11 protein-coding genes are annotated in these 14,114 nt (G+C 72.2%); 7 read left to right on the forward strand and 4 right to left on the reverse strand.

The window, feature by feature from the left end:
• Nucleotides 1-49 precede the first annotated feature (49 nt).
• Together OG737_RS12030 and OG737_RS12035 are read left to right on the forward strand one after the other, a co-directional pair.
• On the forward strand, nucleotides 50-934 hold the full coding sequence (locus tag OG737_RS12030; protein WP_328926182.1) for a helix-turn-helix transcriptional regulator: 885 nt from the start codon (nucleotides 50-52) through the stop codon (nucleotides 932-934).
• Between the two features lie 212 nt (nucleotides 935-1,146).
• On the forward strand, nucleotides 1,147-1,356 hold the full coding sequence (locus tag OG737_RS12035) for a DUF397 domain-containing protein (protein ID WP_328926183.1): 210 nt from the start codon (nucleotides 1,147-1,149) through the stop codon (nucleotides 1,354-1,356).
• A 173-nt stretch (nucleotides 1,357-1,529) separates the two neighbouring features.
• On the opposite strand, the gene OG737_RS12040 is transcribed toward OG737_RS12035, so the two are convergent.
• Nucleotides 1,530-2,414 carry a hypothetical protein gene (locus OG737_RS12040; RefSeq protein ID WP_328926184.1) on the reverse strand — a complete coding sequence of 295 codons (885 nt, stop codon included), beginning with the start codon at nucleotides 2,412-2,414 and terminating at the stop codon, nucleotides 1,530-1,532.
• 129 nt (nucleotides 2,415-2,543) lie between these two features.
• On the opposite strand from OG737_RS12040, the gene OG737_RS12045 reads away from it, so the two are divergent.
• Nucleotides 2,544-3,770, forward strand: coding sequence for a PLP-dependent aminotransferase family protein (locus tag OG737_RS12045; protein WP_328926185.1), 1,227 nt, complete (start codon nucleotides 2,544-2,546; stop codon nucleotides 3,768-3,770).
• Nucleotides 3,771-3,795: 25 nt separating this feature from the next.
• Here the strand turns inward: OG737_RS12045 and OG737_RS12050 are convergent, their stop codons facing one another.
• Both OG737_RS12050 and OG737_RS12055 read right to left on the reverse strand, forming a co-directional pair.
• Nucleotides 3,796-4,791 carry a hypothetical protein gene (locus OG737_RS12050; protein ID WP_328926186.1) on the reverse strand — a complete coding sequence of 332 codons (996 nt, stop codon included), beginning with the start codon at nucleotides 4,789-4,791 and terminating at the stop codon, nucleotides 3,796-3,798.
• A gap of 92 nt (nucleotides 4,792-4,883) precedes the next feature.
• Complete coding sequence (locus tag OG737_RS12055; protein ID WP_328926187.1) at nucleotides 4,884-6,500, reverse strand: MFS transporter; 1,617 nt, start codon at nucleotides 6,498-6,500, stop codon at nucleotides 4,884-4,886.
• Between the two features lie 179 nt (nucleotides 6,501-6,679).
• Between OG737_RS12055 and OG737_RS12060 the strand changes: the two genes are divergently transcribed.
• Both OG737_RS12060 and OG737_RS12065 read left to right on the forward strand, forming a co-directional pair.
• Nucleotides 6,680-7,462, forward strand: a complete 783-nt coding sequence (locus tag OG737_RS12060; RefSeq protein WP_405921503.1) for an SDR family oxidoreductase — start codon at nucleotides 6,680-6,682, stop codon at nucleotides 7,460-7,462.
• 51 nt (nucleotides 7,463-7,513) lie between these two features.
• Entirely contained in the window at nucleotides 7,514-10,090 is a 2,577-nt protein-coding gene (locus tag OG737_RS12065; RefSeq protein WP_328926189.1) for a bifunctional FO biosynthesis protein CofGH, read from the forward strand.
• Between the two features lie 79 nt (nucleotides 10,091-10,169).
• Here OG737_RS12065 and OG737_RS12070 read toward each other — a convergent pair whose 3' ends face one another.
• Nucleotides 10,170-11,249 (reverse strand): tyrosine-protein phosphatase, encoded by a 1,080-nt coding sequence (locus OG737_RS12070; protein ID WP_328926190.1) that lies wholly within the window; start codon nucleotides 11,247-11,249, stop codon nucleotides 10,170-10,172.
• Between the two features lie 440 nt (nucleotides 11,250-11,689).
• Here OG737_RS12070 and OG737_RS12075 point away from each other — a divergent pair, with 440 nt between their 5' ends.
• The gene (locus OG737_RS12075) at nucleotides 11,690-12,817 is read left to right on the forward strand and encodes an ADP-ribosylglycohydrolase family protein (RefSeq protein ID WP_405681404.1); all 1,128 of its coding nucleotides are present in this window, start codon (nucleotides 11,690-11,692) and stop codon (nucleotides 12,815-12,817) included.
• Nucleotides 12,818-12,875: 58 nt separating this feature from the next.
• Nucleotides 12,876-14,063 carry an IS4 family transposase gene (locus OG737_RS12080; RefSeq protein WP_328926695.1) on the forward strand — a complete coding sequence of 396 codons (1,188 nt, stop codon included), beginning with the start codon at nucleotides 12,876-12,878 and terminating at the stop codon, nucleotides 14,061-14,063.
• Nucleotides 14,064-14,114 lie beyond the last annotated feature (51 nt).

Raw genomic sequence — 14,114 nt, forward strand, 5'->3', positions numbered from 1 at the left:
TCAGACACGCAGAGAGACCGCGACAGAAGAAGGCGGAGGTGCCGTTCACGTGGCGTCCAATGTCAATCCCACCGTCCGACGCCGCCGACTGGGCATGGAGTTGCGCAAGCTCCGCGAGGACAAGGGCATGACGGCCGAGCAGGTCGCCGAGCGCCTGCTCGTCTCCCAGTCCAAGATCAGCAGGCTGGAGAACGGCCGCCGTTCCATCAGCCAGCGCGACGTACGCGACCTGTGCGAGGTGTACGAGGTGGAGGACCTCCGGCTGGTGGACTCGCTCATGCAGATGGCCAAGGATTCCCGCCAGCAGGGCTGGTGGCACGCCTTCGGAGACATCCCGTACAGCGTCTACATCGGCCTGGAGACGGATGCCGCGAGCCTGCGCACCTACGAACCGCTGGTCATCCCGGGGCTGCTCCAGACCACGGAGTACGCCCAGGCCCTCGTCCGCGGCGCGTGGCCGGAGACCGCTCCGGCGGACGTGGAGAAGCGCGTCCAGGTCCGGATGCACCGCCAGAAGCGGCTCTCCGAGACGGACAACAACAACCCGGAGCTCGGACCGCTGCGCCTGTGGGCGGTGATCGACGAGGCCGCGCTGCGCCGGTGCGTGGGCGACGCCCAGCTGATGACCCGGCAGCTCGAGTACTTGATAAAGCAGTCGGAGCAGCCCCACGTCACGGTGCAGGTGATGCCGTTCTCGCTGGGGGCGCACCCCGGCGTCAACGGCCAGTACGCCATCCTGGAATTCCCGGACGCGTCCGACTCGACCGTGGTCTACATCGAGGGCGTGACGAGCGACCTGTACCTGGAGAAGGCCAACGACGTGCAGAAGTACAGCGTGATGTACGAGCACCTGCGCGCCCAGGCCCTCAACGTCGGCCAGACGCGGGAGTTCATCTCGGGGATCATCGACCACTACGCGGGCGAAGGCGAGTAAATCAGCCGGAAACAGGGCGAGTCCGGGAGGGCGGCGCGGCGGGTCGGCACGGTACACCGTCACTCCCCGGCCACATAAGCCCTGACTGGAATATGCCACTCGGTCGGGTGAACGGCTCCTTCACCTATCAGGAGCTGCGGGTAGCGTCGATCACGTCAGCCGGACAAGTGGCCGACACGCCAGCAGAACTACTCGCTGAACCGGAGAGAAACATGGCTATTCGCCAGGGCGCCACGGACAACTGGACCAAGTCCTCCTATTCCGCCAACGGAGCCTGCGTCGAGGTCAAGTCCCCCGTCATGGAGGCCATCGCGGTCCGTGACTCGAAGGTGCAGGACGGCCCGTCCCTCACCTTCGCGCCCGGCTCCTGGACCTCGTTCGTCGACGGTGTCAGCGAGGGCCGGCTGGGACGTCTAGCCTGAACGTCACTGCAGACGCCCCAGCCGCCACGGATCAGCCGTCGGCACCACCGGGCCGTCCGAACTTCCGCAGTACTGACTAGAGCCCTCTCGACTGGCCGCCGTCCTGGCCGAGGGGGCTCGGCCACGTCCGGGCGCACCCGGGTGCGGCCACCTCAGCCGGCCACCTCAGCCGGTCACCTCAGCTGGTCGACGTACCGGTCCGTCCCCGGGACCGTGGGGATGAACGGCGCGACCAGCTCCACCCGTCCCAGCCCCGCCTCCGCGACCTCGGCGTCCAGCCCCTGGAAGTGGCCCCAGCAGGCAGGCTCCCGGGGGTCCTGCTCCAGGAACCACAGCAGCGTGAGGCGGGTGTCGACCCCCTCGACCTGCTTGACGTACGTCATCCGGTCACCGGGCAGCGGCGTGGGCCGGAAGACCGTCACCATCGCGGCCGGAGAGCCGTGCAGCCGCCCGGGCAGGGCGCGTGCGCGCAGCCACTCCAGCAGTTCGGCCCGCTGCTCGGGGCCTTCGGCGTCGACGACCTGCACGACGAGGCCCGCGTACGGGTGGTCGAGGGCGTGGAAGTCGCGCGGGCCGGCGGCGCCGTCGCGGTAGACGGTGGCCTCGTGGTCCTGGAAGGCCGTGAACACGTGGGTACGGTCCTGGTAGACCCGGCCGTCGCGGTTCAGGCGCTTGTTGATGCCGACGGTCCACTTCATGTGCTCGTCGTAGCGGCCCTCGGTGACCCAGTACGTCGATATGTAGCAGCCGGCGGTGACCGGCTGGGCGACGGCCGACTTCTCGGGGTAGCGCAGCTCCTGGAGCTCGCGGGTGGCCACCCAGCGGCGGCCCGCGTACATCCAGGGCATGGCCATCGCGCCGGCGTAGTAGTGGTCGTCCTCGTACCAGCGGTTGTACGCGTACTCGTGCCCCGGGTGCGGCTCCACCATGGTGATCAGCGCATGGCCGGGGCGGACGCCGTAGGGGCCGACGGCCGCGAGAGCGGCGTAGTCGTCGGCGCGGGTGTCCTGCTGCGGCTGACGGTCCTGGGGCCGTCGGCCCTGCTCTCCTGTCGTCATGGGACCGGTCTAGCTGATATGCCGTCAGATGGGGAGGGGCCGGGGCCGGTTCACGACGTGACATACATACGTGCCACCTGCATCTTTCCGGGGCTACGATGCGCGCACCCGACTCCCCAAGGAGCTCCCGTGCCCGCTGAAGCCGCCCTTTCCGCCGCCGTGTCGGCGCCGCCCGCGTTCGCCGCGCGTGCCACCTCGGTGGAGAGTTCGTCCGTACGCCAGATCCTCGCGCTCACCGCACGCCCCGGGATCATCTCCTTCGCCGGCGGCCTCCCCGCCCCGGAGCTCTTCGACACCGAGGGGCTGCGGACCGCGTACGACGCCGCCTTCACGGACTCCGCGCGGCGGGCGCTGCAGTACTCGACGACCGAGGGGGCGCCGGAGCTGCGCGCCGCCGTCGCGCAGCGGGCGACGGCGCGGGGGCTGGCGACGGCCGTGGACGACGTGATCGTCACCTCGGGCTCCCAGCAGGCCCTCACGCTCATCACGAGCGCCCTGATAGAGCCCGGGGACGTGGTCCTCGTCGAGAACCCCACCTACCTGGCGGCGCTCCAGTGCTTCGCACTGGCCGGGGCGCGGGTGGTGGCCGTGCCCTGCGACGACGAGGGCATCATCCCCGAGGCCCTGGCCGAGGCCGTCGTACGGGAACGCCCCAAGCTGCTCTACACGATCCCCACCTTCCAGAACCCGACGGGCCGCACCCTGCCGGGGGACCGGCGGGCGGAGGTGGCGAGGACGGCGGCACGCCTCGGACTGTGGCTGGTCGAGGACGATCCGTACGGGGAACTGCGCTACGAGGGCGCGGAGGTCCCCTGGCTGGCGGCCCACCCGGGGGCGGAGGACCGCACGGCGCTGCTCGGCAGCTTCTCCAAGATCATGGCGCCGGGGCTGCGACTGGGCTGGCTGCGGGCCCCGGCGGCGCTGCTGCGGGCCGCGGTGATCGCGAAGCAGGCGGCCGACCTGCACACGTCGACGGTGGACCAGCTGGCCGCGGCCCGCTACCTGGCCACGACGGACCTGGACACCCACGTGGACACGGTCCGCGCCGCCTACCGGCCGCGCCGCGACGCCCTGTTGGCGGGCCTGTCCGACGTCCTCCCGGCGGGCTCCGAGTGGAACCGCCCGGAGGGCGGCATGTTCGTCTGGGCCCGCCTCCCGGAGGGCCACGACGCGACGGCCCTCCTGAAGACGGCCATCGCCCACGAGGTCGCCTTCGTGCCGGGCTCCTCCTTCTTCACCGGCCCCCCGGACCCCCGCACCCTGCGCCTGTCGTTCACGACGCACACGCCGCAGGAGATCTCGCAGGGCGTGGCCCGCCTGGGCGCAGCACTGACGGAACACGGGGGCCGGTGGTAGCGGCGGCGGACCGTTCCCCGCGCCGTCACGGGCAGGCCGTGGCCGGGTCGTCGTGGACGAGGGCGCAGATCATCTGCGCCCCGCGCCGGTGCTCGGGGTACGCGGCGAGGAGCTCGGCCTCGAAGTCGTTCCACTGGCGCGTGATCTCGGCGGCGGCCCCGGCCGTGGCGCGGCGGAAGTTGTCGCCCGTCTTCGAGCGGGCGGACGCGGCGGTGTCCTTGTTCAGGTCGCGGTTGTGCGAGACGCGGCCGTCGCAGTCGGCGGGCTTGAAGCCGGTGGAGTCGACGTCGGGGTAGCAGCCGGTGGCGAGGTCCGCGGGGATGTGCTCCCGCGCCTCCCGGGTCCAGTCGGCGTCCTTCATCGCGCTGTAGCGGCGGATGTCGAGGAACGGCGCCACGTCCGTACGCTCCAGGCCGGGCGGGTTGGCGGGGCCGACCGGACCGGGGGCCGGCCGGTCGCTCCAGTTGGAGTGCGCGTAGAAGTCCTCGATCTGGTGCCAGCCGCGGCCCAGCTGTTCGATGAGGACGCACTTGGCCCGCCCGGGCTTCTCCTCCCACGTGCAGGGTGAGGAGAGGTCGCTCTGGTCGGCGCGCACCTTGCCGTCTGCGTCGACGAGGCCGTCGGCGGCCCGGACCGCGCTCCGGAAGCGGGCGACGGAGGTGCGGACGCAGGCGAGGAGCTCGGTGGTGGCCTCGTCCCGGGTGCGGGGGTAGCCGGGGGCGTGGCGGGGGTCGAGGTAGTCGGCGTTGTCGCAGTGCAGGGGTCCGACGTCGAAGTAGGGACGGCGGTCGTTGGCGTTGATCGCCCCCAGGTGGGCGTCGGACATCTCGGCCAGCGTCCTGGGCTGCCAGGGCAGGGCGGCCCGGGTGATGTCCTCGTGGTTGTCACCGGTGAAGGCACGGGCGGGACCGGCCGGCCCGGCGGCCAGAGCGGCCGCGAGGAAGGCCGCGACAGCCGCGAAGGCCGTCCGCGGCGGCCCGGGCGGCGGACGGCGGGACACACGGGGCGCCTTGACGGCCATGCCTCCATGCTGCGCGCCCGGCCCCGGACCCGCATTCCACGCGGACAGCGGGCTGCGGGCTGCGGGCTGCGGGCTGCGGGCTGCGGCCCGGGCTACGGCTCCGGCGAGCGCGGCTGGGTCGACGGGATCCGGTTCACGAAGAACAGGGCGATGATCGCGGCGAGGGCGAGGATGGCCAGTGCCGCACGCAGGCCGTCGAGCCTGGCCTCGGCGTTCGCGTCCAGTGCCGCGTCGGAGACCGCCGCACTCGTGCCGGCTTCGTCGAGGGCGGTCTGGAGCTGGGCGTCGGACAGGAAGGGCGCGCCGCTCTGGAGCTCGACGGTCGCCTGGCTCTTGACGCTGTCCGGGACCGCCGGATTCGCCGTGATGCTGGTCAGGAAGGACGTGGCGAGCGCGGCGATCATGACCGATCCGGCGAGCGCCGTACCGATCGAGGCGCCGAGGTTGGTGACGGCGTTCTGTACGCCGCCGACCTCCGCGCTCTGTGCCTGCGGCACCGCGGACACGGTGACCGACCCGAGCTGGGACGCGAGTGCTCCCATGCCGAGCCCGATCAGCAGGAGCGGGACGGTGACGACTTCCGCCCCGGCGTCCAGGTCGAGCGCGGCCATCAGGACCACCGCGCCCGCCAGCAGCGCGACGATCCCGAGAAACACCACCCGCCGCGGCGAGACGTCCGGGAGGAAGCGCGGGATCAGGATCGCGGCCGCCAGCAGGCTCACCGAGAGCGGCAGGAGGCGGGCGCCTGTCTGCAGTGCCGACAGGCCCAGGGCGACGGACAGGTAGAGCGGGACGAGGAAGAACACGCCCATCTGCACGAGGTACTGGAAGAAGAACATCGTCAGCCCGCCGCTGAGCTGCCTGTTGCGCAGCATGCCGGGATCGACGAGGGGATCCCCGCCCCGCTCCACGACCCTGGCCTCCCAGCGGAGGAAGAGCCTGATCAGCAGCAGACCCGTCAGCATCAGCCACACCGTCAGGGAGATCCCGAGCCACGCGGGCGCGTCGGGCTTCGGCCTGAACCAGCCCCATTCGTCGGACCGGAGCACGCCGTAGACGAAGAGCCCGAGCCCGAGCGCGGACAGGACGGCGCCGACGTAGTCGATGCGCCGGCGCTCACCGGGCGGGGCGTCCGCGATGCGGCGCGCGAACACGAGGATGACGAGCACCACCAGGACCTCGCCGGCGAACACCCACCGCCAGGAGAAGTACGTCGTCGCGATACCGCCGATGAGCGGCCCGAGCGCGATCGCCACGGCCCCTGCCGCCACGACGAGTCCGTAGGCGGCGGGGCGGCGTTCGACGGCGAAGTTGCCGGCGACGAGCGCCACGATCGCGGGCAGGATGAGCGACGCCCCGATTCCCTCCAGGAACGACCAGCCCAGCAGCAGCACGGTGAGGTTCGGTGCGAGCGCCGTGGTGAGGGAGCCGGCCCCGTAGATGCAGCAGCCGATCACGAACGCCCGTCTGCGGCCGATCAGCGCCCCGACCTTGCCGCCGGGGATCATGAACATCGCCATCACCAGGGTGTAGGCGGTGATGGCGCCCTGGATGCCCGTCACGGTCGTGCCCACGTCCTCGGCCACCGTGGCGATGGAGACGTTCATGACGGAGCTGTCGAGGGCCATCAGGAACTGGCCGGCCGCGAGCGTCGCCAGCACCAGTCGAGCCTTCGCCGAACTCTCGGCCGTGCCTGCCCGGGATGCCATGGACGCATGCTTCCAGCCGTCCACGGGACCGCGGGGCCGACCCGCCCGGCGGTCAACCGGATGGAGGCGGCCGCCCCCGTCCTCCTCAGGGGGAGCCGCCGCCCCTCCCCTTCACATCGCCGCGCCGCCCCCGTAGCCTGACGGGCCGTCAGGTCAGTGCGTCCGCCTGGAGGCTCGTCATGCTGCTGCAAGGGAAGACCGTCATCGTCTCCGGAGTCGGGGCCGGGCTCGGGCACCAGGTGGCCGCCGCCGTCGTGCGCGACGGCGGGAACGCCGTCCTCGGGGCGCGCACCGAGGCCAATCTGGCCAAGTCCGCCGCCGAGATCGACCCCGGGGGCGCGCACACCGCCCATCTGGCCACCGACATCGGCGACGAGCGGCAGTGCGAGGCCCTGGCCGAGCTGGCGCGGACGCGGTTCGGCCGGATCGACGCGGTCGTGCACGTCGCCGCCTTGGACTCGTACTTCGGCGGCCTCCAGGACGCCGACTTCCGGACCTGGCAGCAGATCATCGACGTGAACCTGCTCGGGACCCTGCGCATGACCCGGGCCTGCCTGCCCGCGCTCAAGGAACACGGCGGGTCCGTCGTGATCATCGGGACGCAGTCCGCGGTCGCCGCGCCGAACGAGGTCCAACAGGCCGCCTACGCCGCCTCCAAGGGGGCCCTGACCTCCGCCATGTACTCCATGGCACGCGAGCTCGGCCCCCACCGGATCCGGGTCAACACCGTGCTGCCCGGCTGGATGTGGGGGCCGCCGGTGCAGGCCTTCGTCACCTTCTCCGCCCACACCGAGGGCGTCCCCGAGGCCGAGGTCCACGCCCGCCTCGCCGAGCGCATGGCACTGCCCGACCTCGCCACCGACGGGGACGTCGCCGACGCCGCCGTCTTCTTCGCCTCCGACCGGGCGCGGGCGATAACCGGCCAGTCATTGCTGGTCAACGCCGGTGAGCTGATGAGATGAACCATCCCACAGCCGCCCCGCGCCGGGAACGTCGGATCGTATGCTCGGCCCATGACCACTCCGAGTGACGCTCCGACCGAAAACGCGATGCGCCGTGCGCTCCGGCGGGCCCGCGACGGCGTCGCGCTCGACGCGACCGAGGCGGCCGTACTCCTCCAGGCGCGCGGCGAGGCCCTGGGGGACCTCGCCGCCTCCGCCGCACGGGTAAGGGACGCCGGGCTCGCCGCCGCCGGGCGGCCCGGTGTCATCACCTACTCCCGCAAGGTCTTCATCCCCCTCACCCGCCTCTGCCGCGACAAGTGCCACTACTGCACCTTCGTCACCGTCCCCGGCAAGCTGCGCAAGAGCGGCCACGGCCTGTACCTCTCCCCCGACGAGGTCCTCGACATCGCCCGCCAGGGCGCGGCCATGGGATGCAAGGAAGCCCTCTTCACCCTCGGAGACCGCCCCGAGGACCGCTGGCCCGAGGCCCGCGAGTGGCTCGACGCGCACGGCTACGACGACACCCTCGCCTACGTGCGCGCCATGGCCATCCGCGTGCTGGAGGAGACGGGCCTGCTGCCGCACCTCAACCCGGGCGTCATGACCTGGTCCGACCTCCAGCGCCTCAAGCCCGTCGCCCCGTCCATGGGCATGATGCTGGAGACCACCGCCACCCGTCTGTGGTCCGAGCCGGGCGGCCCCCATCACGGCTCCCCCGACAAGGAGCCGGCCGTGCGGCTGCGGGTGCTGGAGGACGCCGGACGCTCGAACGTCCCCTTCACCACCGGCGTCCTCATCGGCATCGGCGAGTCCTACGAGGAGCGCGCCGACGCCTTCTTCGAGCTGCGCCGCATCCAGCGCAGCTACCACGGCATCCAGGAGGTCATCGTCCAGAACTTCCGCGCCAAGCCGGACACCGCCATGCGCGGCATGCCGGACGCGGAGCTGGAGGAACTGGCCGCGGCCATCGCCGTCGCCCGGCACATCCTGGGCCCGAGCGCCCGGATCCAGGCGCCGCCGAACCTGGTGGACGCCGAGTACGCGCTGCTCATCGGCGCGGGCATCGACGACTGGGGCGGGGTCTCCCCGCTCACCCCCGACCACGTCAACCCCGAGCGCCCCTGGCCGCACATCGAGGAGCTGGCCTCGCGGACCGCCGCCGCCGGCTTCGAGCTGCGCGAACGCCTCACGATCTACCCCGAGTTCCTCCAGCGCGGCGAGCCCTGGCTGGACCCCCGGCTGCTGCCGCACGTACGCGCGCTGGCCGACGGACAGACCGGGCTCGCGGACGAGTCGGCGCAGGTCGTGGGGCGGCCGTGGCAGGAGCCTGACGAGGGCTTCAGCGCGTACGGGCGCACCGATCTGCACGCCACCATCGACACCGAGGGCCGCACCGGCGACCGCCGGGAGGACTTCGACGACGTCTACGGCGACTGGGAGGCGCTGCGCGAGGCCGCCGCGCCGGGCATGGTGCCGGAGCGCATCGACACCGACGTACGGGCCGCCCTCGCGCAGGCCGCCGACGACCCGACGAAGCTGACGGACGCGCAGGCCCTGGCTCTGCTGCACGCGGACGGCCCGGCGCTGGACGCCCTGTGCCGGATCGCGGACGACCTGCGGAAGTCGGTCGTGGGCGACGAGGTCACGTACATCGTCACGCGCAACATCAACTTCACCAACGTCTGCTACACCGGCTGCCGCTTCTGCGCCTTCGCGCAGCGCCGCACGGACGCCGATGCCTACACGCTCTCCCTGGACCAGGTCGCCGACCGCGCCGCGCAGGCCTGGGACGTCGGCGCGGTCGAGGTCTGCATGCAGGGCGGCATCCACCCGGACCTGCCCGGGACGGCCTACTTCGACATCGCGCGCGCGGTGAAGCAGCGGGTCCCCGGCATGCACGTGCACGCCTTCTCGCCGATGGAGGTCGTCAACGGCGCCACGCGTACGGGGATGTCCGTACGGGACTGGCTGACGGCGGCCAAGGAGGCCGGGCTGGACTCGATCCCGGGGACGGCGGCGGAGATCCTGGACGACGAGGTCCGCTGGGTGCTGACCAAGGGCAAGCTCCCGACGGCGGACTGGATCGACGTCATCACGACGGCGCACGAGCTCGGGATCCGGTCCTCGTCCACGATGATGTACGGGCACGTGGACCAGCCGCGGCACTGGCTCGGCCACTTCCGCACGCTGGCCCGGATCCAGCAGCAGACGGGCGGTTTCACGGAGTTCGTGACGCTTCCGTTCATCCACACCAACGCGCCCGTGTACCTGGCGGGCATCGCCCGGCCCGGTCCCACGGTCCGCGACAACCGGGCGGTGACGGCGATGGCCCGGATCCTGCTCCACCCGCACATCCCCAACATCCAGACCAGCTGGGTCAAGCTCGGGGCGGAGGGCGCGGCCGAGATGCTCCGGTCCGGGGCCAACGACCTCGGAGGGACGCTGATGGAGGAGACCATCTCACGGATGGCGGGGTCGAGTTACGGCTCGTACAAGTCGGTGCAGGACCTGATCGCCGTGGCGGAGGCGGCGGGGCGGCCCGCCAAGGCCCGTACGACGCTGTACGGGGAGGTGCCGCGGGAGCGCCAGGACGCGGCGCGCGCCTCGGACGGGCACCTGCCGGAGCTGCTGCCGGTGCTGGACTGACCGGACCGGCGGGACCGGGCGGTACGCGCGGGAGCCCGGCCGGGGGGGGCGGCCGCGCTCCTGCGCTGCGCCGGGCGGGTCAGCCGACGAGCAGGTCCTTCTTGAGCTGCGCCAGCTCGTGGGCGTCGATGCCGAGCCCGTCCTTCAGGTAGCGGCCGAAGGAGCCGTACGTGGCGTCGACCTCGTCGTAGCCCGCGTTCAGGTACTCGGGGCGGACGTCGAGCATCGGCTTGTAGACGGCGGCCTGCGGGGCGGGCAGGCGGGAGAGGATCGCGTCGTTGGCGGCCTTGCGGTAGTCGTTGCTGGCCAGGTAGTCGGCCTCGACGGTCTCGCGGGGCACGCCGAGGGCGGTCAGCAGGGCGGCGTTCGCCCAGCCGGTGCGGTCCTTGCCGGCGGTGCAGTGGAACAGGACGGTGCGGCTGCGGTCGTGGTGGGCGACCTCCTGGATCCCGTCGAGGACCTGGGTGTACGCCTTCTTGCCGCCCTCGCCGGAGACCATCGCCCGTTCGGCGCCGATCATGGCCTGGACGGACTCGTCGGGGGTCTTGGGCATGGTCTGGAAGGAGCCGGAGCCGGCGAAGACGTCGGCGACGACGTAGGAGGTGCCCGCGGGGACCTTGTCGGCGTCCTTGGTGCGCTCGTCCTGCATGCGCAGGTCGAAGACCGTCTTGACGCGCAGGCGCTGGAGCTTGGCCAGGTCGTTCTCGGTCAGCTTGTTGAGGGCGTCGGAGCGGTAGACCTCGCCCATCTTGACCCACTGGCCGGTGGTGGTGCGGTAGCCGCCCGCGTCGCGGAAGTTGGCGGTGCCGTCCAGCTTGATCAGACGGTCGGCGAGGTGCAGGCCCCGGCCGTGCTGCGGCTCGAAGTCGAACCACTGGCGGTCGGCGGCGGGCAGCCCGGTGACCACGGCCCGGCCCTGGGCTCCGCCCTTGGCGACGACCTTGCCGTTCGCCTTGATCTCGACCCGCTTGGTGCCCTGGGCCTTCCACTTCAGGGTGAAGGAACCATCGGCACCGGCGGTGACGGTGGCCTCGGTGAACGGGACGGCGGCGGACCGGTCGTGCCGGTCCCAGCCGCCGGCGGAGGCGAGGGGGGCCGCGATCAGGGAAGCGGTGACGGCGGAGGCGACGACGGTCGCGGCGAGGAGTGCCTTCTTCATGCCTGTGAGGCTGGGCGGCCACAAAGAACGACGGATGAATGACGCATGGCCGAAAACAGCACCTCCGAAGGCAAGTGGCAAAACGTGCCATCGGCCAGGGTGGCGGCCGGAAGTGTTCGGGTTCCAGCCGTTCTGCGCTCTCATACGGGCCGCTTGACGGACTCCCTCCGGACGCGGCCGAAGGTGTCCACTACAGTGCCCGCCAGTGCTGTCGCGGGGACGGTGGCCTGCACGGGCGGGGGACGGTGAGGTCGGTGGACGAGTCGATCGGGGCTGGTGCGGTGGTCATCCATGGCGCGGCGGGCGGTACCGACACACCCGGCCGACCGGCCTTCGCGAGCCGGCCGGGCCCGCCGGGGCAGATGGTCCAGGCGGGGCAGATGTACCCGGCGGGGCAGATGAGCCAGGCCGGTCCTTCCGGACCCACGGACGGCCGCGGCATGCGCACCGTCTCCTCGAACACCGGCCTGTGGGGCCGCGCCGAGCAGCAGGACTTCCGCAGCCGCGTCCGCGGCACGCTCCTCGGCTCCGCCCTCGGCGACACCCTGGGCGCGCCCCTCGCCGGCCGTTCCCTCGACGCGATCCGCGAGATCCACGGCTCCCAGGGCCTGACCCACCCCGTACCCGTCCACGGCCGCTGCGGCGCCGTCACCGCCGCCACCCAGCTCACCCTCTTCACCGTGGACGGCCTCATACGGGCCCACGTGCGCCGCGACACCGGCGCCTGGCACCCGCCCACCGACGTCCACCGCGCCTACCTCCGCTGGGCGGCCACCCAGCACGACTGGGGCCCCGACGAGCGCCGCTCGGACAACGGCTGGCTCGCGCAGGAGGAGTGGCTCTACGCCCGCCGCGACCCGGCCCGCGCCTGCATGACGGGCTTCGCCGACGGTCTCCTCGGCACCCTCGCCCACCCGAAGAACCCCACCGCCCGGGACGCCGCCGCCACCGCCCGCTCGGCCCCCTTCGGGCTGCTGGTCGGCTGGGAGCCCGCCCTGGTCCTCCAGCTCGCCGTCGAATGCGCGACGCAGAGCCACGGCCACCCCACCGCGTACCTCTCGGCCGGGGCCTTCGCCGTGATCGTCCACGGCCTGACCCGGGGCGAATCCCTCGACTCCGCCGTCCAGCGCGCCCTCGGGCTGCTGGGCTCCCGTCCCGGCCACCAGCCCGTCACCGACGCCCTCCAGCACGCGCTGTCGGCGGTCACCCAGGGCGTGCCGGGCTCCCACGTCGTCGAGGCCCTCAGCACCGGCGCCGGTCACGACGCCGAGGACGCCCTGGCCATCGCCGTCTACTGCGCCCTGGTCGCCGAGGACATCGCCCACGGCCTGCGCCTCGCCGTCAACCACGGCGGGGACTCCATCGCGGCCGGCGCCCTGTGCGGGGCGCTGCTCGGCGCCCTCCATGGCGAGACGGCCCTCCCGGCCGCCTGGCTCGCCGACCTCGAAGGCCGCCCCACGGTCCTGGAGCTCGCCGACGACTTCGCCCTGGAGATGACCCAGGGCCCGGCCCTCCACGGCCCGTCCCTGGCATCCCCCGCCTGGCTGTCCCGCTACCCGCGCGGCTAAGCGCAATGCCGTTGACATTGATCTGGATCGGTGAGACGACGTCATCGGGGGTGGTGGCATGGCGTCGTCTCTGCCGGATCTGGCCGGGGTGGGTGTGCTGACCCGGATGTATCCGCCGTGGCTGGTGGACGAGGTCGTGGCCCAGTGCGACCGGACGGAGAAGCGTCGGCGGCTGTTGCCGGCCCGGCTGGTGGTGTACTTCCTGCTGGCGATGGCATTGTTCTCGCCCGCGCCGTATCTGGAGGTCATGCGGCACCTTGCTGAGGGCCTGCGGTGGGCGGGGCTGTGGGGGTCGTGGCATCCACCGAGCAAGGCTGCCATCTTCCGGGCGCGTGGACGGCTCGGGGTCGAACCGATGGCCGCGCTGTTCGACAGATGCGCCCGACCGCTGGGCACGCCCGCGATGCCCGGGGTGTTCTGGAGGGGCTGGCGGCTGATGGCCATCGACGGCACCCGTTTCGATGTCGCCGACAGTGCGGCGAACGCCGCTGAGTTCGGCCGCCCTGGGACCGGCCGCGGGGAAGGCACCGGCGGATATCCGCAGGTCCAGGTCGTCGCTCTGGTCGAATGCGGCACCCACGCCGTCGTCGATGCGGTGCTCGGCGGCTGGCATGACGGCGAGGTCCGCCTCGCCGAGGACCTGGAACGCTCACTGACCGAGGACATGCTCGTCCTGGGCGACCGCAACCTGCCCTCGACCCGGTTATGGCGAGCCCTGACCAGCAGCGGCGCTGACCTGTGCTTCCGCGCCAAGACCAACCGCCGCCTGCCCGTCCTGCAAACACTGCCCGACGGGTCCTGGCTCACCGTGATCCAGGCCGGAGACGACAAGAAGGCCGGCCGCGAGCCGGTGGCGGTCCGCGTGATCCGCTACCGCCTGGACGACCCGGGACGACCCGGCGAGGACCAGTACGTGCTGCTGACCTCGGTCCTGGACCCGGTCCGGGCCCCGGCCGCCGACCTGGCCGCGCTCTACCCGCAACGCTGGGAGTGCGAGAGCGTCCTGGACGAGATCAAGACCCATCAGCGCGGCGCCAAGACCGTTGTCCTGGCCAGCAAGACCCCCACCGGCGTCCGCCAGGAGATCTATGCCCACCTGCTGGTGCACCACGCCCTGCGCGCACTGATGGCCGAAGCGGCGGCCGGTAGTCCCGAGCCGGTCGACTGCGACCGGCTCTCCTTCACCACCGCCCTGCGGGCGGCCCGCCGCACCGTGACCATCCTGCCCGGCTCTTTTTCCCCCTGACCACCTGCACAGGGCCTGGCGGCATTTCCGCGCCGAGGTCACCGAGCGGCT

The sequence above is a fragment of the Streptomyces sp. NBC_00122 genome, from assembly GCF_045160845.1.
GTDB lineage: Bacteria > Actinomycetota > Actinomycetes > Streptomycetales > Streptomycetaceae > Streptomyces.

Coding starts and splice junctions, on each gene's coding strand:
- OG737_RS12065 (WP_328926189.1), top strand. CDS start 7,514: ATGACCACTCCGAGTGACGCTCCGACCGAAAACGCGATGCGCCGTGCG.
- OG737_RS12050 (WP_328926186.1), bottom strand. CDS start 4,791: ATGGCCGTCAAGGCGCCCCGTGTGTCCCGCCGTCCGCCGCCCGGGCCG.
- OG737_RS12080 (WP_328926695.1), top strand. CDS start 12,876: ATGGCGTCGTCTCTGCCGGATCTGGCCGGGGTGGGTGTGCTGACCCGG.
- OG737_RS12055 (WP_328926187.1), bottom strand. CDS start 6,500: ATGGCATCCCGGGCAGGCACGGCCGAGAGTTCGGCGAAGGCTCGACTG.
- OG737_RS12070 (WP_328926190.1), bottom strand. CDS start 11,249: ATGAAGAAGGCACTCCTCGCCGCGACCGTCGTCGCCTCCGCCGTCACC.
- OG737_RS12060 (WP_405921503.1), top strand. CDS start 6,680: ATGCTGCTGCAAGGGAAGACCGTCATCGTCTCCGGAGTCGGGGCCGGG.
- OG737_RS12035 (WP_328926183.1), top strand. CDS start 1,147: ATGGCTATTCGCCAGGGCGCCACGGACAACTGGACCAAGTCCTCCTAT.
- OG737_RS12075 (WP_405681404.1), top strand. CDS start 11,690: ATGCGCACCGTCTCCTCGAACACCGGCCTGTGGGGCCGCGCCGAGCAG.
- OG737_RS12040 (WP_328926184.1), bottom strand. CDS start 2,414: ATGACGACAGGAGAGCAGGGCCGACGGCCCCAGGACCGTCAGCCGCAG.